The following is a 20,191-nucleotide window of genomic DNA, read 5'->3' as shown; positions in this document are numbered from 1 at the left end:
CTTTAGTATTAGTGTTAATTTTTAGACAATATTTTAGAAATATTGGACTTGTAAGCCTGTATTGCAGGGATGATAGCGGCAAATATACCAATCGCCAAGCCAGCAACAAATAAATATATTTCCTCCTTTAGGAAGATGATTCCGGTAAGGCGTGCCTGATTACTTTCCTGATAATTGCCGATAAATTGTAAGGCAAAGTGGCCTAGTGCGACCCCAATAATCGTCCCTGCAAGGGTAAGAATGATTCCTTCTATGATGACAATCAAGAAGAGTTTTCCTCTGGAAGCACCTAAGGTACGCATGATGGCCAGGTCGTATTGACGTTCCTTTAGTGAATTGTATAGGTTCACAAATACGCTGATTGCAGCGATGAGCATGATTAAAACCGCGAACCATTGTAGGGTTTCTACACCAACTCCGATTAAAGAGAATAAGCTGGTGCTTTCCTGTGCAGGAGATGCCGCCTGCATATTTGTAGTTTCATTTACCATTCTAGGGAAGATAGCCACAGACATGGGAGAGCGGTATTGAATCAGTAAAGAAGTCAATTCTTTATCGTCCTCATTTTCTACCTGCTTTGCAGCAGCATGCTGATGGTCTCCATGTTTACTTGCTGCCTCATTTTTATGATCATCTTCATGATCATCGTGCATCTTCCATACACTGGCAATATTGGTTAAAATCAGGTTGTCTGTTACATTTCCCTGGGACTCTAGGATTCCTGATACCGTATAAGGATGGTTTTTATGGACATCGCTCGTGCTGCTTAATCCATGGGCACCGAAAAATGTATCGCCAACTTTCAGCTGATGCTCTTTTGCGACTCCAGCTCCGATAGTGGCTTCAAAATCATTGTTCCAGAACTTTCCATCATTCAATTTCAACTGATATAAGGCTACAAAATTACTGTCTGTACCCACAATTCGGGTTCCATTGTAATTGTCGCCCAATGCTAGGGGTACTGCTCTTTTCACAAAAGGACTGCGCGACAGTTCTTTTGCGGATTTAAGCGGGATGTTTCCGGTAGGGAAATCAATGTAGTAAATACTGCTCAGGATCAATTGCAGCGGACTGCCTTTCGCACCAACTACCAGGTCAATATCTTTCGAGTTGTTGTCCAGCTTTTGTGAAATCTGATGGGATGCTAATAATAATATGGTCAATATCCCGGTACCAAAGGCAATGAGCATCATGTTTAATGCGGAAGAAAGCGGCTTAGACCATAAGCTCTTCCAGCTGATCTTTATAGGGCTCATGATAATTCGTAAGTATGTTTAAATGCGTCTTTAACTCTTTTATCGTGGGTAGCTACCACGAGTGTGGCTTGATTAGCACCCGATTGCTGCATCAATAATTCCAATACAATCCGGGCATTGTTGTCGTCAAGACTGGAAGTAGGCTCATCAGCAATCAGCAAGGCAGGTTTATTGATGACTGCCCTTGCAATAGATACTCGCTGCAACTGTCCCTGGCTCAGTTGATCCGGATAAGCATTCTTCTTGTCGGCAATTCCTAAAGCACCCAATACCTCATCTACTCTTTTCAAATCTGTAGGTAAATTCGCAAAGCTTTGCGCTATCACTAAGTTTTCTGATATACTCAGGCTTTTAATCAGGTGTGGACGTTGAAAAATGATTCCGATGTTGCGGCCTCTAAACTGATCCAGTGCTTTAGCAGATAGGTCATAGATGGAGGTTCCTTTGATGGTTACGTGTCCTTGTTCAGGTTTCAAGATCCCCGTCAGGATGTGAAGTAATGTTGATTTACCACTTCCTGACGCCCCAAGAAGCAGCCATTGGGATCCGGCATCAATTTGCCAATCCTCAAAGCGAATGTCTTGCTGAGGATGATACCGATGCGTTACAGATTTTAAAGAGATCATAAATGTTTGCTATTTATTACGTGGCTTTTTAGATATTTTAAGTAGAGTTGTTTTCCACCTGGATGCGGGTGATTGCAGCCTGGGTTGATCATGCTCACAAAAAGTAAAAATACGCCGAATATTAGTTTTCTGTTCATTTTCGTGAAGTTACAAAAATAGTAAATGCCATAATATTGCAAGTGCTTTGGTTGTAAAGTATTTGCTACTGCGTTAAGGTTAGGATTGATGTGTACAGCTTCGGGTATATTTCCAATTGAGGAAATGTGCCAGCGCAATACTGAATCCTCCTAAAGGAATCAATAAGGCTTCTAAAAAATGGAAGCCGTAATGTCCTGTTCCGATCAACATAAATCCAATGATTAATACCAGAATAGGAATGATGCTTTTGTGTTTAGGATAGGATTGTGCTAAAGACCAGGTGCCAACCAAAAGCGATAAGCCAATCATACTGAACTCGACCCATGGATGGGCAAGGAAGCTCAAGCCCCAGAATGGTAATAAAGTGATGAGGAAAGGGAGCGCAGCGCAATGAATGGCACAAGCAATTGAAGCCGTGATTCCCAGCTGGTCCAATTGGCCAGTTTTCAGTAATGTTTTTTTGTTAGTGGCTTTGATCATGATCTAAATATTAAGGTTACAAATATAAAAGCAATATAGTTGCATTTGTGATTTATTGAGATATATTTGCAACATGATTGCAATAATATGAGAAACCTGGCCAGGAACATCAATAGCTTATAAATTTTAATACTTAACAAAAACAACCATGAACAAATTACGTCAGTATTCCCTAGCCATTTTAGTCGCGCTGATCGCCTTAACTTTTAACGCCTGTAAAAAAGAGGCTAAACCTGAAGCACCAGAAGAGGAAACAGGAAAATCAGCGCTTACTTTTTTAGAAGTAGAGCGGGAAGCACATGGAGATCATTTTCATTACAATGCCATAGCGGCTGCAAAACCTTTAGTGATCACATTTGATGGTAAAGGATTACCTCCAGCAGGTACCCATGCCCATTTACAAGAAGGAAAAACCTATAAATTGAGTTTACGGTCATTTGATGCTGCTGGCAAGGAACTGCAGCAAGGATTTTTAGATCAGCAGGAGCGGCATCAAGCCTTTATTCTAGGGGCTCCTACTGGAATTTTGACTTATGCCTATGCAGACCGCGACAAAGACAATAAGAAGATAAATGTTGGGGTAACAGGCTATTTAACGGTAGAGGAAGCTTCGGCAGGATTTACCTTTCGGTATGTATTGCGCCACCTTAATTCTGGTGTAAAGGCTGGAATTACTGCTGCGGACTGGAATGAACCCGGTTTTGCGCTTAAGTTTTCCGGAGCGAATGAATTGGACTTAAAATTTGAGCTGCATCCTGTTGAAGCGAATGGTCATGACCACTAATTAAAAATAAAGATGACGTCCATAAAAAAGGGGGCTGCGAAGCCCCCTTTAGAATTATTTATACATTTCTGCTCTTAGTTGAGCAACTTCTTCGCTTGTAATATAATCGTCGTAGGTCATCATTTTATCAATGGTGCCTTTAGGTGTCAATTCGATGATTCTAGTAGCTACCGATTCAGTCAAAGCATGATCTCGTGAAGTAAACAAAGCAGTACCTCTAAAATCTTTTAATCCGTTGTTTAGTGCGGTGATCGACTCCAAATCCAAGTGATTCGTAGGCTCATCCAATAACAATAAGTTCGCATGTTTCAACATCATTTGAGAGAACATACAACGCATTTTCTCACCACCTGATAGTACTTTCACATTTTTCAATACCTCTTCACCAGAGAACAGCATTCTACCTAAGAAACTTCGTACAAATTGCTCATCCATTTCTGTACCCGAATACTCACGTAACCAGTCTACCAGATTTTCGTCTTTTCCTTCAAAGTAAGGCGTATTGTCGTTAGGGATATCTGCCATACTGATGGTGATACCAAACTTAAATTCACCGGTGTAGTTTTGTTCACGACCCGTTAGCACATTATAAAATGCAGTGGTTGCTAAACTGTTTTGAGAAAGAATAGCTACTTTATCTCCTTTATTCACCATGAAGCTGATGTTTTTAAACATCACATCTCCATTTAAAGTGCAAGAAAGGTTTTCTACCTGCAGAATCTGATCACCAGCTTCTCTACCCAAATTATTGAATAAAATTGCAGGATATTTTCTGCTGGAAGCTTTAATTTCTGAGATATCTATTTTATCTAAAGCTTTCTTACGGGAAGTAGCTTGTTTCGATTTCGAAGCATTCGCACTAAAGCGCTGAATAAATTCCTGAAGTTCTTTAACTTTTTCTTCCAGTTTCTTATTTTGATCACCACGTTGTTTCAAAGCAAGTTGGCTAGACTCATACCAGAAGGTATAGTTACCGGAGTAAATACTCATTTTGCTGAAATCAATATCAACGATATGTGTACATACCGCATCTAAAAAGTGTCTATCGTGAGATACCACCAATACAATAGTTTGGTAATCAGCAAGGAAGTTCTCTAGCCATGCGATCGTTTCAATGTCCAAATCGTTGGTAGGCTCATCCAATAGTAAAACATCTGGGTTACCAAATAAAGCCTGTGCCAATAATACACGTACTTTTTGAGTACCATCCAGCTCTTTTAACTGCTTATAGTGGTGTTCTTCTTTAATTCCTAAGTTGCTCAACATGGTGGCAGCATTGCTTTCCATGTTCCAGCCGTCCATTTCTGCAAACCTGTTTTCCAACTCACCAGCACGCTCACCATCTTTATCGGTAAAATCTTCCTTCATATAGATGGCGTCTTTTTCCTTCATGATGTCGTACAATTCCTTGTGACCCATCATTACCGTCTCAATCACCGGAAATTCGTCAAACTCATAGTGATTTTGCTTTAAAACTGCCATGCGTTCGCCTGGAGTAAAAGCCACACTACCTGAAGTTTGGTTCACTTCTCCTGAAAGAATTTTAAGGAAGGTAGATTTACCTGCGCCGTTTGCCCCAATTACACCATAGCAGTTGCCATGTGTGAATTTTAGGTTCACATCTTCAAATAAGGTACGTTTTCCGTAACGGAGGGATAAGTTAGATACTGAAATCATATTGCTGAAAAATAAGCCGCAAAGGTAGTCATAATTTATAAAATGATTTGGATAGGGATTGATTAGTTTTGAGTAATTTAATTTCAATATTGTGACGAAGGATGAATTAATAACCCGGTTAGGTGCCTCTATGGAGGCTAAAATGGTGAAGGTAATTTCAGAAATTGCTGAAAACCGGAATTTGTACCCTGATGCTGAAAATGATTTTACGGTTAAAGATGTGATTGATTTGACCTTTCATTCCCGGAAGGATCTGGCTTTCAGGGCAGCATGGCTGCTAGAGCACCTCTTCTTTAATTACTATTGCATTGGAGATCATCTGGAAGATTTTCTGAGCCGTTTTGCAAACCAAAGGCAGCCCGGGCCTATGCGACATTATGGTAAGATCCTCGCCTTCCTTACTGGAAAACAGGCAAGAGGCTTACATCCTGGGCAACTGGAAAAGATAGATTTTGAACCACTCATCGGTTTGATGTTCGATTGGCTGATTGATGAAAAGGTATTGGTAGCCGCAAAAGTTCATGCCATGCAAGCCTTAGCGAATCTTGCGACTAGATATCCCTGGATTAAAGACGAATTATTGGAAACCATTGCTCATTTGGAAGATCTGGAAAGCATTGCTTTCTTTGGAAGGGCAAAACAGGTGAAAAAACAGCTTAAAAAGATCAAGTAGGAAAACAATCAGCTTTAGCTAACAAAAGGGGAGCTGATATTGTTATTTTTGCCAATAGTTATATCACATCAAAGATTCATGGAAAAAGAAATAGAGATATTAACCAGCATTATTCAACGTCGTCGCAGTATTTTCCCAATTAGTTACACCACACAAGAGATACCCGTAGCATTGATAAAGCAGGTTTTGGAAAGTGCAAATTATGCGCCTACTCATAAACTGACAGAACCATGGCGTTTCACCGTATTCAGAAACGAAGGTAAAATGAAACTTGGCGAAGAGTTGGCCAGGTTATATAAGGAAACAGTTCCGAAGCATCAGTTCCTTCAAAAGAAGTACGATAGCATTTTGGAAAAAGCGGCACAGGCAAATTGCATCATTACCTTAAATGCGGCTTTGCATTCTGATAAAATACCGGAATGGGAAGAACTAGCAGCGCTGGCCTGTGCTGTGCAAAATATGGCACTAACTGCGGAGGCCTTAAATATTGGGGCTTATTGGAGTTCCCCTGGTATGATTGATCAACTTGGTCGTTTTTTAAACCTGGAAAAGAATGAAAAATGTTTTGGTCTTTTCTATATGGGCTACCATAATGAAGCGCCTAGAGCTGCAAAAAGAAGTCCGATTGCAGATAAAGTAAAATGGGTAGAGTCGTAATTATGGAAGATATTAAAGAAAAACTATACCTGCTTTGTTTGAACTTTATAGAACAAAGAATTCATACTGCTGAGACGGCTTTGGAACAGGCACGTGAAGCTAGTAATGACGATACCAAGAGTAGTGCAGGCGATAAATTTGAAACTACACGAGAAATGATGCAGCAAGACATCAGTAGGAACAAGAGACTGTTGATGGATGCGCAGCAAAATCTGGCTTTGCTGAATTCCATTAAAGAAATGCCCCTAAATGATAAAGTAAGAAATGGGAATTTAGTCTATACTACCGAAGGCATATTTTATATCAGTATCAGTGCCGGACAGTTAAAATTAGACAACGAAATTATTTTTGCCATTTCTGCAGCTTCTCCAATCGGTAACTTACTGATCGGAAAAGAAAAGGCCTCATCTTTTGATTTTAATGGCAAAAAATATGTCATTAAGGAAATTATTTAATCTCTTCTACAGAATTTAGGGGCTGTACGCATTCGTCCAATCGATTCAATAAGTTTCAATGGACTGATGCATTGAAATACCCATTCACAAAAAAAGGTATGTAAATCAATGCATACCTTTTTTTATTTAAAAACCCTATAAATGCTATTATTTAAAGCTTTTATTGAGGCTATTGTATAAATTCTTAGCAGTATAAGTTCCCGGGTCAATAATCCTGCGGATCGTAAATAAGGGATATTCAGGATCTCTCTTCGTCGATAAGATAAAAGCTGCTTTGAAGCCGTGTTCTTGTAATTTATGCAAGTTTGCCGCTTTAGAAACCCCGTAAGGGTAGGCAAAATAGGCTACTTTTTTACCAGTTATCGCTTCCAGAGTTTTCGTTGGCTTATCAATTTGAATTTCCCAATCCTCATCTGTAAACTCGGCGAAATTTTTATGGTTCCAGGTATGACTGGCAATCACATGGCCATCATCGGAAAGTTCCTTAATCTGCGCTTTGCTCATATACCTCGGTCTGCCGATGGAGACAGTCATGATAAAGTAAACACCTTTAAAACCATACTTCTTCAGCTCTTTTGCACCTACCGTATATTGATCAAGATCGGTGTCATCAAAAGTGATCATAATCGGCTTTTCAGGAAGCTTTTTTCCATAATTCAGGTAATCGTACAACTCATCCGGCAAAATGGTATGGTAGCCACTATCGGCCAGCATCTTGATATGCTGACTAAAATTTGCTGGTGGGATGATGTCATCATGCGCACGTTTTGAATCACTGGCTTTCCAGTCTCTGATCTGGTGGTAACAAAGTACTGGCACTTCTTTTTTTGCCAATACCTCCTCGCCGGTAGCTTTTTTGCCGCTCTCAACAACTGCAGCGTCAGTAGTAGCATCACTTTCAGTTACTATAGCCCCTTCTTTTCCAGCCTTACTATTCTCCACACAAGAGGAAAAAAACATGACCGAAACTCCGGCCAGTGTGAACAATATATTCCTCATTCTATTTCTTAAAAGCTGTTTTTGATGCTATTGTTTAATGTTTTAGAGGTCCAGTAACCGCTGGCAATAATTCTTCTGATGGTATACAAAGGATCATTTTCATCACGTTTAGTGGCTAGAATGTACGCAGATTTCATGCCTCTTTTCTTAAGCTCTGGAATCGCCTCCGGGTTCCACAATCCAAACGGGTAAGCGAAGTGCTGAATCTTTTTTCCTGTGATTTCTTCCAAAGTTTTGGTAGGTTTTTCAATTTGTGTTACCCAATCTTGACCTTGGTATTTTTTCACATTGTGGTGATCCCAGGTATGAGAACCGATCACATGCCCCATGTCAGAAAGTTGTTTCACCTGGTCTCTGCTCATGTAATTTGGTCTTCCAAGGGAAACGGTCATCACAAAAAATACGCCTTTGAAACCATATTTTTTCATTTCTGGTGCTGCAATGGTAAACTGATCCAGGTCGGTGTCATCAAAGGTCAGCATGATTGGCTTACTTGGCAATGCAGTGCCGTTATTTAAGTAGTCATATAATTGATCAGGAAGGATGGTATGGTACCCACTATCTGCCAGCATTTTCATGTGATCTTTGAAAGTCGCGATAGGAATGATATAATCTTTAGCTGCTTTTGAGTCTTTTTCTCTCCAGTCGCGTACTTGATGGTAACATAAGATAGGTACTTGCTTACGTGCGAGAATGGTTTTAGCATCTGCAACTTTGATTTTGGAGATGTCTGTGGTTGGCGCCGGACTTTGATCCGCTGCCACAGCACCCTCAGGAGCAGTCGTCGTTAAAGAATCTTTGTTGTTGTCGCCAGCACCATTGGTCTGTGATTTCGACTGGCATGCTGCAGTAAATAAGACTGCTGCTGCTAGAATAGGGAGGAAGGTATGTTTCATAAATAAGTATTTCATACAAAACTAAAAAATCAAACCTGATTTACTCATAATATTTGCATTGCCTGAATACCATAGTGCTTACGATAGGGTGGCTGCTCAGTCCAGTTGTGATCTAAACGCCTTCTTCGCTCGTAAAACTTTGATCGAATCTTTCAAAAATATTCAAAACTATCGCTTTTATTACAAAACAGAGCTTATTCTTACCGCCTTTAATCAATAATTTAGACGGTTTATTTAAAACCACTAATGAAGAAACTGTATACCCCTCTTTTACTCTCATTTGTTATGAGTTATGGTGCGATGGCGCAAACCAAAACTTTTACCATTACAGAGTCTACTACACCTGCTCCGAAGGCCAATTACCAGCTGGCAGCGAGATTTTCACCTGCTAAGCTTAAAAAACTAGTCTATTCTACAGCGGTAGATCCACATTGGCTAAAGCTGAGCAACCGATTCTGGTATGAATATGAAACACCGGCAGGTAAAGAATGGTATCTGGTAGATCCATCAGCGAAAACAAAAAAGAAAATTTTTGATCATGCTCAGCTGGCTGCAGAAATCACTACGATTATGCGTGACCCTTTTGATGCGCAGCATCTGCCATTGGAAAACCTGAAGTTCTCCGCTGATGAAAAGGCGATTACTTTTGAAGTGAAAAGCACGATTGATGAGCTAAAGAAAGATAGGAAAGATAAAAAAGCGGCAGATTCACTACAGAAAAAGATTTTCTTTTTCAACTATGTTATGGCCACAGCAAAGTTGACAGAAGTGCCTAATTACACCAAACCGAAGGCGAAACCCAGCTGGGGTGCTGTAGCTCCAGATTCCTCTGCCATCATCTTTACCAGAAATTACAACCTGTACTGGATGGATAAAGAAAACTATAAGAAAGCGGTTAAGAATGAGGAAGACAGTACAATTGTAGAAAATCAGCTAACAAAAGATGGTCAGAAGTTCTATTCTTACGGCAGCAATGGCGATGGGGAGAACAATGAAGAGAACGAAAAGAACAATAAAAAAAGAAGAAGAGCCTATGTATTATGGTCGCCGGATGCAAAACACTTTGTGTTGAACAGATCCGATAGCCGTAAAGTAAAAGATCTTTGGGTGATCAATAATGTTGCTCCTGGAAGGCCAACTCTTGAAACTTATAAATACCAGATGCCTGGTGAAGCTGAAGCACCTATCGATGAGATGCTGTTGTTCAACTTCGCAGCTAAAACCTATAAAAAGCTGAATACAGCCGCCTTTAAAGATCAGAATTTATCGGTATGGCCAGCACCAAGTCTGAATAAGGATAGGGATAATGAGTTCAGACCTTCGATCTGGTTAGGTACAAATAACAAAATTTATTTTGGACGTACCAGCAGAGATCTGAAGCGCGTGGATGTATGTGCAGTAGATATTCAAACCGGAACAGTTACCCCATTAATTGAAGAACGTTTCAATACTTATGTGGAGTTAAACCGTCCGGGGCTAGTAAATGATGGGAAAGAAATAATTCATTGGTCGGAACGTGATGGATGGGGACATTTTTACCTGTTCGATGCTGCCGGTAAACTGAAAAATCAAATCACTAAAGGCGCTTTCCATTGCGAAGAAATCGTAAATGTGGACCAGAAAAATAGGGTGCTTTACTTCAGTGCCAACGGCAAAGAAAGCAAAGAAGATCCTTACTATCTACACTTATACCGCATTAACTTTGATGGCTCAGGTATGAAACTGCTAAATCCAGGTGATTTCGACCATGCCATCAGCATGAATGACGAAGCGAAGTTCTTTGTAGACAATTTCTCCAGAGTGAACACAGCCCCTAAAGCAGTGGTGATGGACAATAACGGAAGGGTAGTCATGAATCTTGAAACCACAGATTTATCCCTGCTTATGGCCACCGGATACAAATTCCCTGAACCTTTTAAACTGAAAGCGGACGATGGAATTACAGATATTTATGGCGTGATGTACAAACCGTTTGATTTCGATCCAAACAAAAAATACCCAATCATCGAGTATGTATATCCAGGCCCTCAGACAGAAGCGGTAAACAAAGCTTTCAGTAAAAGCATGGATAGAACGGAGCGATTGGCACAATTTGGCTATATCGTAATCACGGTTGGTAATAGAGGTGGAAATCCTGCCCGTTCTAAATGGTATCATACCTTTGGTTATGGCAACCTGCGTGATTATGGATTGGCTGACAAAAAAGCCGCAGTAGAGCAATTGGCTGATAAAAACAAGTTTATTGATGCCACTAAAGTAGGAATCACCGGTCACTCTGGTGGTGGATTCATGTCTACAGCCGCGATGTTGGTTTATCCTGATTTCTTTAAAGCAGCGGTATCTAATGCCGGTAACCATGATAACAGCATTTATAACCGTTGGTGGAGTGAGAAACACCATGGGGTAAAAGAAATGATTTCTGCCAAAGGCGATACGACTTTCAAATATAGCATTGATAAGAATCCTGATCTGGCTAAAAACCTGAAAGGTCACTTGATGTTGATGACTGGTGATATTGACAACAATGTTCACCCTGCTAATACAATTAGAGTAGCAAATGCACTGATGAGAGCTGGGAAAAGATTCGAGTTTGTGATCGTTCCTGGTCAGCGTCATGGTTTTGGGGACCTAACAGAATACACGTTCTGGAAACTGGCAGATCATTTCAATAAATACCTGATCGGCGATTTTTCGCAGACAGGAGAGGTTGATGTGACTGGAATGGAATTGGAACCGAAGAAATAGTTCTAATTTTTAAAAGCCCGGATTCTTTTTGTACTCAAATCTTTGAATGAAAGGTTTGCAGGTACTCAACGAATCCGGGCTTTTTTATGCCTAAAAAGCAGGCATGGCTAAAGATCAACGGTTGTTGACCTAAATGATTGCGTGGGATGTTGCTACCTTAAAGCGCACAGGCTGATAAGATTTTGCAGCATTAAATCCCTAATTTCTTTTTCAATTCTGAAGAAAGCGCTGCTTTTGGCACGACTAAACTCACCGTGTTAATCGCAAAATAAGGTTCAGACACCTCAATGTATCCTTTGAATGGGCCTACATCACCCCAAGAGTTTTTCACTTTAAAAAAGTATTTACCATCAGTAGCTTGATCTAAGCCGACCAAATGCATCAAATGATCATCCTGTGTGGTCAAATCCTCGTACAACTTCTGACGCAATTCCGGGGAATATGCTTTTTCTTTCGCATTAGGGTTTAACTTTTCCGCTTTCACATCTGCATCATCAGCAAACCACATCGCGTAACCTTTTTTCTGCTGGAAATTTTTGCTGCTCACATCGGCATCCCACATCAGGGTATATCCGTTTTTAACGGCAGTTTTTGTCAGGTTTATCATCTCCTCCAGTGGTATGTTGTAAAAAGCACCATTGGCAAAATTATCCGGAGCTTCCAGCACGAAAGTAGAATAATACGGATGGTGGGTAAATGAAGAAATATTTACATAGTCGATGGCATCAAACTTTAATACCTCTTTAGCAAACGTTTTTGGCGTATAATTTTTTCCTTTATAATCAAAATTTGCAGGTGGAGTACCTATTTTTTTATCTAAAATCTCCTCGTAACCTGCAAGCCAGTTGTCTGCAATCGGGCGTTTTGTCAATACCGTATCGAGGTAACTTTTAAGTGCTAATTCCAGGCCGCTATGGTCTGGAATTTCTCCGCTAACACCTTGAAAAGCTTCTTGTGGCATCGCGCCGTATAGGGCAATTGCACGGATCAGGTCATGGCCTAAACCACCTTCTCCAAATTGCGCTTTACCCTGACGAAGCACATAGTTTTTTGCTTTCTCAATATAGATATTTCTAGCGGGAAACATCTCTGAAAGGTTGAATTCGCCCAATCCTTTGCGCATTTCTTCAGATTCTATCATCGAGGTAGTAGCGTAGTTCCAGCAAGTGCCCGACTGTCCTTGATTTTTCACGGACGTTGCCGCATTGTCTTTAATCTTTTTTAAAGGGGCTTCCTGCGCATACAGAGAAAAGCCGAAGCCGATACCGCAGGCAATTAAAAATATTTTTTTCATGTATCTAATGTTAGTTGAATTAGGCGCTAAATCAAGCGCTAACTTAACTAAAAACAATAAAATAAATGGGCGTAAAATAGAAAGCTTTGTAAACTGTAAATCTATGTAAAGCATAAAGGCCCCGGAGGATTTCCTCCGGGGCCTTTAAAAAAAACTAAATTAAGTAGCGTGCTTAGAAATGGAACTGTACACCGATTTTTGGAGAGAAGAAGTTCGCACCGAAGCTAAATTCATCATAACCCTGACCTTTTAATTTTTCGTCATTCACACCTTCTTTACGAAGTGTATTGTAGTTTAATCCGTTTAATGCGAACTCAATACCGATTTTCTTGGTAGGGTAGAAAGCAAAACCTGGAGATAAAGCTACACCGATTTCTGTAGTTGTGCCTGTTTTTGCACCTGTGTTACCTGCTGCATCTACAGCTTTGTCTTTACCGAATGCCATTGGAACAGATAATTGTCCGAAGAATTTAAAAGACTCAGATAAGTTTGCATAGTAACGTCCGAAAGGATTTACCACAAATGATGTGTTTTTATTGCCAAATTGTGCTGTAGTGTTGTCAGCAGCTGCAACTCCATTCGTTTTGCTGTAACCATATCCGATACCAGTACCAATTGCGATGTTATCAGAAACAAAGTAACCTACACTAGGTACGATTTGAAAATTGCTGTTTGATTTTGCACCAGCAGCATCACTTTTTTGAGTATCAAATGCAACATTACCACCTACAATAATTTTTCCTTTTTCAGTTTGTGCTTGAGTGCTGAAAGCAAATGCAGAAACTGCAACTAATGATAATACTAATTTTTTCATTTTCTTGTTTTTTAATGATTAATCTGGTCGTTAATGTTTTGTTATTTCTGACCATTTACGTTCTATAGTCAACAGCTATGCCAAAGTATATCTTTTCTATGGTATCAAAAAGCCTGGTTTTTTGTAAGTGCTTAATTGATAATCAAATAAGTTTTATCCAGATAACTCATTATTATTTTGTGGTGACAAAGCCCTGAGTATTGTCATTTTAGGGTCTCCAAGTAGAGTAGTCATCCTGACTATTTTTGTAAGATTGTCAGGGTTGTTTGTATGGCTTTTTGTACAAAGTCTGACAAAAAGCATGTTCAAGTCAGACTTTGGCAACCGCTATTCCAACAGGAACTCAAGAATAATTCGGCACACCACCGTATTTATTTTAAAAAATGTATAATTTCATAAACCTTTTTACCCCTATAAAACGTTAATAACACATGAGATTATCTGTAGAACGAAAACCGGTTAAAGTATATCCCGATCCAAAACGTGTGATTGCACGTTTTTTCTTTAATGGCGAAGAGCGGGCAATAGAAGTGATCAAACACGTATTGGCACTTTCTGAGCAGGAAGTATTTGGTATCATCTCCCCATTGCTGCAAGAATATTCGAAAAGACACAGGAACATTACAAAAATCCTGACCAGGCATTGTAAAAAGGTAGTCAATGCGATTAAAGAAGCCGGCCATGATCCTGAATCTCTCGATAAATACCAACGTTTGTTGATCGGGTCATATTTTACACATGAATATTCCATAGAATCTGCCGCCTTCTTCAACCCTTCTATTGTAGAAGATCCGGATCAATCGGAATTAGTAGAAGGCGAAAAAAGGGTCATCATCAGTTTTAGAGCAGTGGGAGAGGGACACATCTCTTCAGTCGTTTTTAGAAGAGCGCTGATCGATAAAGACAATAACATTACGGTTATCCCTGCTGGAAGCTATATTGACGAAGCAGAGGTGGTTAAAAATGCCGTATATAACAAGAAACTATTCCTTAAGAAAGCCGCAGATTCCAAAATAGATATAGAAATCCTGGATGAACTGGGGCATAAACTAGAAGATAAATTCGATTACGCGACTTTAAGGAGAATCATACTGGATACGAAAAGCCTGCAGGAAGATGATCTGAGAAAATTAGAATACGATAAAATACTTTGGCTTTCTGATACCTATCACGAAATCAGTTTCTCCAGGGATACCGATATTTCAGATCGTGTGATCTTCCCGATCTCCGAATTTGAGAGGAAAGGCATTGAGGATGCTCGATTCGTACGCTTTGTGAAAGCTGATGGATCAGTCATTTATTATGCCACCTATACCGCTTTTGATGGGGCGATGATTATGCCTAAACTTCTTCAAACCACGGATTTCTATGATTTTAAAGTGAGCCCATTACATGGTATTGGTGCTCAGAACAAAAATCTGGCATTATTTCCAAGAAAGATCAATGGAAAGTATGTGATGATGTCCAGGATCGATGGCTGGAACAATTACCTGATGTATTCCGATAAGTTAACGGTTTGGGACAATCCAGTCAAACTGCAGTCGCCTAAGTTCCCTTGGGAATTCATACAGATTGGGAACTGCGGTTCTCCTATAGAGACCGAGGATGGCTGGCTGGTGATCACCCATGGTGTAGGACCAATGCGCAGATACTGCTTAGGCGCCAGTTTGTTCGATCTGGAAGACCCATCGATAGAGATCGGCCGACTAAACGAGCCTCTTGTCGTTCCCAATACCGATGAGCGGGAGGGCTATGTGCCTAATGTACTTTATTCCTGCGGATCGATTATTCACAATGGCGAGCTGATCATTCCTTATGGCTTGTCCGATTATTGTTCTTCATTCGCTTCTGTTAAAATAGACCTCGTTTTATCACGTTTGAAAAGTTCTGACTGTCTGATCAAAACCGGGAAAGAAAACGAAGCGCAGGAAGCTTCGCAATTGGCGGAGAAAAATGAGGCCGAAATCATCACAGCTGCACCAGCTGCTGTAGAGCAAGGCAAAGAAATGCCGGTAAAAAAGGTTTAAAGAGCTAAGATATGATGGTAAAGGCTGATATAGTCCTTTACCATTTTTTCTTGCGAAAACTGACTCAATGCCCAGTCCCTGCAGGTTTTCCTATGGATGGTATTCAGTTTTTTAACTGCATCTACTGCCCCTTCCACATCAGCTACTAAGAAACCCGTTTCCTGATCTTTGATGAGCTCCCGCATGGATCCTCTGTTAAAAGCGATCACTGGTGTGCCGCAAATCATGGCTTCTGCAACACTCAAGCCAAAAGGTTCTTCAAAATTTATAGGATGCAATAGAGCCGAAGCCTGTTTTAACAACTGGTTTCTTTGTTCTGGACCAGCAGCACCTACAAATTCAATATCTCCATTTAGAAACGGAGCAACATGGGAATCGAAATAACCCTGATCTTGAACAATGCCAGCAATAATTAGCCTTTTGTTGCTCTGAATGGCAATCTGTATCGCTTCAGCCGTCCCTTTATCCGGATGAATCCTCCCAAAAAATAAAAGATAATCCTCAGGAATCGCATTAAACTCAAAACCAGTAGAATCTATCCCATTGTAAACAGTTTTAAGGTATTTAAGTGCAGGATGCCGGTCTGCGTTACTAATCGACACATAATACCCCCTTGAATTATATTTTTGATATACTGGAATGATCTTTTCTGAAGAAAAACCATGAATCGTAGTGAGCATTGGCGTCTCTATCAAAGCGCTATAGGTTAAGGGCAGGAAGTCATAATGGTTGTGTATCAAATCAAATGATCCAGCTTTTTCCATCAGGTTGCTGATGTGTAAACATTCTACAACTTTTGCATCCTGCGCTCTGTTTTCCTCATATCCTGCCCCAATCACTGCATCCAGTTTTCCTGAGGTCATTGAATCGCCTGTTGCAAACAAGGTGACTTCTAAACCGGACTTAACCAATCCTTCTGTTAAATTTGAGGCCATCTGCTCCCAGGGCCCGTAATGCCTTGGAGGAGTTCTCCAGGCTACGGGCGCTAATACTGCGATTTTCATACTTATATTAAACGCTTGTTTTCTTCTTTTTGAATGCCAAATAACTCGCCGCTCTGAATATATTCATACTCTGATTCTAATGCCTGAAGTACAATTAAGTGTGAAATCCAATAAGCCAATGTGCTTTCTGCACCTTGATTTCTGTTGACGCCATGTGGCTGTAATCCATCGCCGCAACCTTTTGTCTCATGGTCATATAATGGGAGTTTCAAACTGTTTTCGCCTAAAAACCATTGGTAACACAAATACATTTGTTTGATATACCCCAGATCTAAGGTGATTTCATAAGCTTTGAAATACATCAATACCATAGCCATAGTTTCGATGGCTTGTTGATCGTAAAGCGCCATTTGTCCGCCTTCTTTAAATAGCCAGCCGTCATTGCCTACCGGATTCAGATAACCATCAGAAATGGTATGTTTAGATAAGAATGCCATGCTTTCAAGTGCCATGCTTAAAGAATCTTCATCTTTGGTGACCTGATAATGGCAAAGTAAAGCGAGGGGAAGAATACCATTGTCGTACGTCATTTTTTCTTCAAACCAATGCCATTTATCATTGCGATGGGTCTGATAAGCTGCCTTTAAGGGTACGATCAGCATATTCATCTGCGCTTTGATATGTCCATCATAAGGATGTGCTTCCAGGTATTTTTCCAAGCCGATCACTGTGTTGGCGATTCCTCTTAGATGAGTCAGGTTGCTGAAATGAGGTGCTGATTTTAAGAATAAGTCTTTACCAAATTCCCGGTATGAATTGTTGGGTGCATTACTGATCAGGTAGCCTAATGCCCAGACTGTACGTCCGAAAGAATCTTCAGAACCCACTTCATCTAGGTATTCACGTTTAAAGCTGAGGAAGTTCCTGAAATTTCCATTGTCGCATTGCATGTATTGAATGAAGCTCAGATAGATGGGCAGTAATTCCAATGCAGCTTTACTTTTATTTTGCTGATAAGCCAGGATGGCCAGAATCAATGCCCTGGAATTATCATCTAAGCAATAACCTTCTTTAAGATTTGGAATACCATATTTTGCATGCTGCACAATACCGGTATCATCAGTTAGACGCTGTACATGTGCCAGACTAAATGCAGGCATCATATCTGGATCTATAATCTGTTTGCCACCTTTTTCTATTTCGGAAAGATATTTAGAAACGGCCTCATCTAGTACATCAATGAATACCTGTCCGGTACTGGGCCAACGTAAGTGTAAACCATATTCATAAGCATTGGAACGTAATTGCGCTAGTTTGTCTTTCTCGTTGAACAGTTCATTTACAATGTGAGCCAATCCATCGCTATCCCTGAAATCAAATAATCGACCTCTGTTGTCGGCAAGTAATTCTTGCGCATGCCAGTATGGGGTAGAAATCACCGCTGCACCTGAGCCTACTGCATAAGACAAAGTGCCGCTGGTAATTTGTGCCTCGTTTAAATAAGGCGTAATGTACATGTCTGCGGCAGTCAGGTAATCAAACAATTCCTCTTCTGAAACAAATTTGTTGATGAAGGTCAGGTTGTCGGATACATTCAGTTTTTTTGCCAGCTTTTTTAAGCTATCTCGATATTCTTCTCCTGAGTTCTTAATGACTCCTGGATGGGTAGTACCGAGGATCACATACATGACATCTGGATTTTGCGCCACAATTTTAGGCAGCGCCTCAATCACAGTTTCCAATCCTTTATTTCTACTGATCAGTCCGAAGGTAAACAGTACTTTCTTATTTTTAAAAGCCAGCGATTGTTTCACCGGGTTTTCAACTTTTGCTTCCAGATCCGGAACACCATGCTCAATGAGCTGTATTTTTGAAAAAGGAATGCCGTAAATTCCGGTCAGGAAGCCTACTGCACGGTGGCTCATCACCACCACTCTGGAAGAATGTTTTGCAATTTCTCTGATGATGGTCAGCTGCAGGTAATTCGGATCTTTTAAAATAGTATGGAAAATCGTGATCAGTGGTTTTTGCAACCTGGCAATTAAGGGAAGGATATAAATCCCACTTTCTCCACCATAAATTCCAAATTCATGCTCCAGAATACAGGCATCGGCCAGACTGGTATTGATATAATCTGCCGCCCGGATATAATCTTTTTGATTTTCCTGACGGATAACGTATTTCACTTCTTTAGGGTATTCATATTCACCCAAATGCTCTGAATCATTCATGGCCACCACGAAACTGTCGTCGGATACGGCAACCTTATCAGATCCAATTGCCCGAAGTAGATTGTGGTTAAACGTAGCGATGCCACATTCTCGTGGTGGATAAGAAGAAATATAAGCGATTTTCATAATAATATGGGGTTTTAAGCTTCAATAATAGGGGTTCTTGCAGATGCGGAGATCTCATTGCTAACAACATATATGAAAGGGGATTGTTTTTTATACCTTTGGGCTTAATTATAGTTTTATTATGAATTCTGTTCCTTCTACGGGAAAAATGGTAGAAAACACCGTATTTCCTATTCTTTTTGCCATCAGTTTCTCGCATTTGCTAAATGACACGATCCAATCTTTAATTCCTGCCATTTATCCGGTAATTAAAGAGAGTTATAAGCTAAGTTTTTCACAGATTGGTCTGATTACCCTGATGTTTCAAATGTCGGCCTCTATATTTCAGCCTTTTGTAGGAATGTATACTGATAAGAAGCCACAGCCTTATTCTTTAGCGATAGGAATGGGCTTTACTTTGATTGGTTTGGTCACATTGTCCCTTTCTAATGGTTTTTATATGATGTTGTTGTCTGTAGCCTTAATCGGTACAGGCTCTTCTATTTTTCATCCGGAAGCATCCAGGATGGCACACGCTGCCTCTGGGGGCAGAAGAGGATTGGCACAATCTATTTTCCAATTGGGTGGAAATGCAGGAAGTTCTTTAGGACCATTGCTGGCCGCCTGGATCATTGTGCCGCAAGGACAATTCAGTGTGATCTGGTTTTCTTTGATTGCGCTATTGGCGATCCTGATTTTAAGCAGGGTAGGCAAGTGGTATAAAGGACACGTGATCAAGAAAGCAAAGCAGGGGGCTGCTGTAGTAACCGTTGCCAGTCAATTTTCTAAAAACAAAGTGATTTTTGCGGTCTCTATTTTATTGATCCTTATTTTCTCTAAATACTTTTACATGGCCAGTCTGACGAGTTATTTCACATTTTATGTGATTGAAAAGTTCCATGTTTCTGTTCAGACTTCCCAGTTATACCTGTTTGTGTTCTTGTTCTCTGTAGCGGCAGGAACATTGATCGGTGGGCCTATTGGCGATCGTTTTGGTCGTAAATATGTGATCTGGTTTTCAATCCTCGGAACCGCGCCATTTGCTTTGATGCTGCCTTATGCCAATTTGTTTTGGACGGGAGTTTTGATTGTGCCGATCGGTGTGATTCTGGCTTCTGCTTTCTCTGCAATTCTTGTGTATGCACAGGAATTGATTCCTGGTAAAGTAGGATTGGTATCCGGATTATTTTTCGGTTTCGCCTTTGGAATGGGAGGGATAGGATCTGCATTGTTAGGTAATCTGGCCGACAGTACCAGCATTGCTTATGTGTTCCACATCTGTTCTTTCTTACCACTAATCGGCTTACTAACCGGTTTCCTGCCAAATATTGAAGGCAGTAAAAAGAAAGCCTAAAATAGGTATTACTCAAAAAAAAATCCCGGTTAAGTC

The 20,191-nt window shown here is 40.4% G+C and carries 17 protein-coding genes; 7 read left to right on the top strand and 10 right to left on the bottom strand.

Annotated features, from left to right (window positions below):
- Positions 1–14: 14 nt before the first annotated feature.
- The 3 genes from H9X96_RS02635 to H9X96_RS02625 all read right to left on the bottom strand — a co-directional run bounded on the left by H9X96_RS02635 (position 15) and on the right by H9X96_RS02625 (position 2,500).
- Positions 15–1,256 (bottom strand): FtsX-like permease family protein, encoded by a 1,242-nt coding sequence (locus H9X96_RS02635; RefSeq protein ID WP_187664769.1) that lies wholly within the window; start codon positions 1,254–1,256, stop codon positions 15–17.
- Entirely contained in the window at positions 1,253–1,882 is a 630-nt protein-coding gene (locus tag H9X96_RS02630) for an ABC transporter ATP-binding protein (RefSeq protein ID WP_187664768.1), read from the bottom strand. The genes H9X96_RS02635 and H9X96_RS02630 overlap by 4 nt, the downstream gene beginning before the upstream one ends.
- 216 nt (positions 1,883–2,098) lie before the next feature.
- Positions 2,099–2,500 (bottom strand): MerC domain-containing protein, encoded by a 402-nt coding sequence (locus tag H9X96_RS02625; protein ID WP_187664767.1) that lies wholly within the window; start codon positions 2,498–2,500, stop codon positions 2,099–2,101.
- Between the two features lie 148 nt (positions 2,501–2,648).
- Here H9X96_RS02625 and H9X96_RS02620 point away from each other — a divergent pair, with 148 nt between their 5' ends.
- A complete protein-coding gene (locus H9X96_RS02620; protein ID WP_187664766.1) occupies positions 2,649–3,284 on the top strand; it encodes a hypothetical protein in 636 nt (211 codons plus the stop codon).
- 54 nt (positions 3,285–3,338) lie between these two features.
- Here H9X96_RS02620 and H9X96_RS02615 read toward each other — a convergent pair whose 3' ends face one another.
- Entirely contained in the window at positions 3,339–4,961 is a 1,623-nt protein-coding gene (locus H9X96_RS02615; protein WP_187664765.1) for an ABC-F family ATP-binding cassette domain-containing protein, read from the bottom strand.
- Positions 4,962–5,052: 91 nt separating this feature from the next.
- Here H9X96_RS02615 and H9X96_RS02610 point away from each other — a divergent pair, with 91 nt between their 5' ends.
- From H9X96_RS02610 to H9X96_RS02600, 3 genes are all read left to right on the top strand, one after another.
- A complete protein-coding gene (locus H9X96_RS02610) occupies positions 5,053–5,634 on the top strand; it encodes a hypothetical protein (protein WP_187664764.1) in 582 nt (193 codons plus the stop codon).
- Between the two features lie 78 nt (positions 5,635–5,712).
- Positions 5,713–6,291, top strand: coding sequence for a nitroreductase (locus H9X96_RS02605; protein WP_187664763.1), 579 nt, complete (start codon positions 5,713–5,715; stop codon positions 6,289–6,291).
- Positions 6,292–6,293: 2 nt separating this feature from the next.
- The gene (locus H9X96_RS02600; RefSeq protein ID WP_255430959.1) at positions 6,294–6,746 is read left to right on the top strand and encodes a 3-oxoacyl-ACP synthase; all 453 of its coding nucleotides are present in this window, start codon (positions 6,294–6,296) and stop codon (positions 6,744–6,746) included.
- 147 nt (positions 6,747–6,893) lie between these two features.
- Here the strand turns inward: H9X96_RS02600 and H9X96_RS02595 are convergent, their stop codons facing one another.
- On the bottom strand, positions 6,894–7,745 hold the full coding sequence (locus tag H9X96_RS02595; RefSeq protein ID WP_187664761.1) for a polysaccharide deacetylase family protein: 852 nt from the start codon (positions 7,743–7,745) through the stop codon (positions 6,894–6,896).
- Positions 7,746–7,753: 8 nt separating this feature from the next.
- Positions 7,754–8,641 carry a polysaccharide deacetylase family protein gene (locus tag H9X96_RS02590; RefSeq protein WP_187665010.1) on the bottom strand — a complete coding sequence of 296 codons (888 nt, stop codon included), beginning with the start codon at positions 8,639–8,641 and terminating at the stop codon, positions 7,754–7,756.
- Positions 8,642–8,887: 246 nt separating this feature from the next.
- On the opposite strand from H9X96_RS02590, the gene H9X96_RS02585 reads away from it, so the two are divergent.
- Complete coding sequence (locus tag H9X96_RS02585; protein ID WP_187664760.1) at positions 8,888–11,386, top strand: DPP IV N-terminal domain-containing protein; 2,499 nt, start codon at positions 8,888–8,890, stop codon at positions 11,384–11,386.
- Between the two features lie 190 nt (positions 11,387–11,576).
- Here the strand turns inward: H9X96_RS02585 and H9X96_RS02580 are convergent, their stop codons facing one another.
- Together H9X96_RS02580 and H9X96_RS02575 are read right to left on the bottom strand one after the other, a co-directional pair.
- Complete coding sequence (locus H9X96_RS02580) at positions 11,577–12,680, bottom strand: C1 family peptidase (protein ID WP_187664759.1); 1,104 nt, start codon at positions 12,678–12,680, stop codon at positions 11,577–11,579.
- Positions 12,681–12,852: 172 nt separating this feature from the next.
- Positions 12,853–13,494 carry an outer membrane beta-barrel protein gene (locus H9X96_RS02575; protein ID WP_187664758.1) on the bottom strand — a complete coding sequence of 214 codons (642 nt, stop codon included), beginning with the start codon at positions 13,492–13,494 and terminating at the stop codon, positions 12,853–12,855.
- A 431-nt stretch (positions 13,495–13,925) separates the two neighbouring features.
- Here H9X96_RS02575 and H9X96_RS02570 point away from each other — a divergent pair, with 431 nt between their 5' ends.
- Entirely contained in the window at positions 13,926–15,521 is a 1,596-nt protein-coding gene (locus tag H9X96_RS02570) for a glycoside hydrolase family 130 protein (protein ID WP_255430957.1), read from the top strand.
- Here the strand turns inward: H9X96_RS02570 and H9X96_RS02565 are convergent.
- Together H9X96_RS02565 and H9X96_RS02560 are read right to left on the bottom strand one after the other, a co-directional pair.
- The gene (locus H9X96_RS02565; RefSeq protein WP_187664757.1) at positions 15,518–16,525 is read right to left on the bottom strand and encodes a glycosyltransferase family 4 protein; all 1,008 of its coding nucleotides are present in this window, start codon (positions 16,523–16,525) and stop codon (positions 15,518–15,520) included. The two genes, H9X96_RS02570 and H9X96_RS02565, sit on opposite strands and share 4 nt — an antisense overlap.
- A gap of 2 nt (positions 16,526–16,527) precedes the next feature.
- The gene (locus H9X96_RS02560; RefSeq protein ID WP_187664756.1) at positions 16,528–18,822 is read right to left on the bottom strand and encodes a glycosyltransferase family 4 protein; all 2,295 of its coding nucleotides are present in this window, start codon (positions 18,820–18,822) and stop codon (positions 16,528–16,530) included.
- 121 nt (positions 18,823–18,943) lie between these two features.
- Here H9X96_RS02560 and H9X96_RS02555 point away from each other — a divergent pair, with 121 nt between their 5' ends.
- Positions 18,944–20,155 (top strand): MFS transporter, encoded by a 1,212-nt coding sequence (locus H9X96_RS02555; protein WP_187664755.1) that lies wholly within the window; start codon positions 18,944–18,946, stop codon positions 20,153–20,155.
- Positions 20,156–20,191: the final 36 nt, after the last annotated feature.

The organism is Pedobacter sp. N36a (assembly GCF_014472395.1).
Classification (GTDB): Bacteria; Bacteroidota; Bacteroidia; order Sphingobacteriales; family Sphingobacteriaceae; genus Pedobacter.
Note: the sequence above shows the minus strand (reverse complement) of the source record. Positions and strands in the feature narration are given on the sequence as shown.